The organism is Micromonospora sp. NPDC047548 (assembly GCF_040642975.1).
Taxonomy (GTDB): Bacteria; Actinomycetota; Actinomycetes; order Mycobacteriales; family Micromonosporaceae; genus Micromonospora.
Genome location: NZ_JBEYTI010000127.1, coordinates 1 through 1,404 on the forward strand (window position 1 = coordinate 1; position 1,404 = coordinate 1,404).

The window sequence follows — 1,404 nt, forward strand, 5'->3', positions numbered from 1 at the left end:
GCACCTCCCGCACACGCCCGTGCTCGTCCCGGTCCTTGTCGCGCTCGTCCCGGTCCTTGCCACGCTCGTCCCGGTCCTTGCCACGCTCGTCCCGGTCCTTGCCACGCTCGTCCCGGTCCCTGTCACGCTCGTCCCGGTCCTTACCGTCGTCCTGTGTGAGCTGCTGAGCCGTGGACCACTTCAGGTCGGTCAACCGGTGGGCACCGGTGGCCCCGGTGGTCGCATAGGCGACCCCTGCGAGGCTGACCGCTCCTGTGAGGCCCACAACGCCGGTGGCGAGCCAGAGCCGGCGACGACGGATCGGGGAGGTCGTCTCACGGTTGGCGTCATCGTTATTGCGAAGGTAGTTGGACATCGGAGCTCTCTGCCCTCTCCTTGTACCCGACAAGGTCGCTTCGCCACGGCGAGGCGGCCTTCGCTACAAATCGGTTGTAGCTGCTGAAGAACACCATATGAGAACCTTCTTCGCCTCGTGGGCGTATGCGAAAAAAGCCCACATTGGGTATGTGGGCGGTGCAGCCGACAGCACGGCGGACGGCCGTGCAGCAGAGGCGTCAGGGGTGGCGAAGAGCGTCGCGGAGGGCGGAAAGCGTGCGATCACTTCCGACGGCCGCGCGGCCACCTCCGGCGGCACGCATTCCTGACGCGCGACGCACCACAACCCAGGTGGGCGACGCGGGGAGGGGGGTCCCTTTCCGCCGCGCGGCGGAAAGGGACCCCCCTCCCCGCGTCGCCCACCTGGGTTGTGGTGCGTCGCGCGTCAGGAATGCGTGCCGCCGGAGGTGGCCGCGCGGCCGTCGGAAGTGATCGCACGCTTTCCGCCCTCCGCGACGCTCTTCGCCACCCCTGACGCCTCTGCTGCACGGCCGTCCGCCGTGCTGTCGGCTGCACCGCCCACATACCCAATGTGGGCTTTTTTCGCATACGCCCACGAGGCGAAGAAGGTTCTCATATGGTGTTCTTCAGCAGCTACAACCGATTTGTAGCGAAGGCCGCCTCGCCGTGGCGAAGCGACCTTGTCGGGTACAAGGAGAGGGCAGAGAGCTCCGATGTCCAACTACCTTCGCAATAACGATGACGCCAACCGTGAGACGACCTCCCCGATCCGTCGTCGCCGGCTCTGGCTCGCCACCGGCGTTGTGGGCCTCACAGGAGCGGTCAGCCTCGCAGGGGTCGCCTATGCGACCACCGGGGCCACCGGTGCCCACCGGTTGACCGACCTGAAGTGGTCCACGGCTCAGCAGCTCACACAGGACGACGGTAAGGACCGGGACGAGCGTGACAGGGACCGGGACGAGCGTGGCAAGGACCGGGACGAGCGTGGCAAGGACCGGGACGAGCGTGGCAAGGACCGGGACGAGCGCGACAAGGACCGGGACGAGCACGGGCGTGTGCGGGAGGTGC

Annotated in this window: 2 pseudogenes; one reads left to right on the forward strand and one right to left on the reverse strand. The window is 67.5% G+C overall.

What is annotated here, in order from left to right:
* Positions 1-355 (reverse strand): annotated as a pseudogene (locus ABZ807_RS33370) (hypothetical protein); the annotation flags it as partial.
* 694 nt (positions 356-1,049) lie between these two features.
* Here ABZ807_RS33370 and ABZ807_RS33375 point away from each other — a divergent pair.
* Positions 1,050-1,404: pseudogene (locus ABZ807_RS33375) on the forward strand (hypothetical protein); the annotation flags it as partial.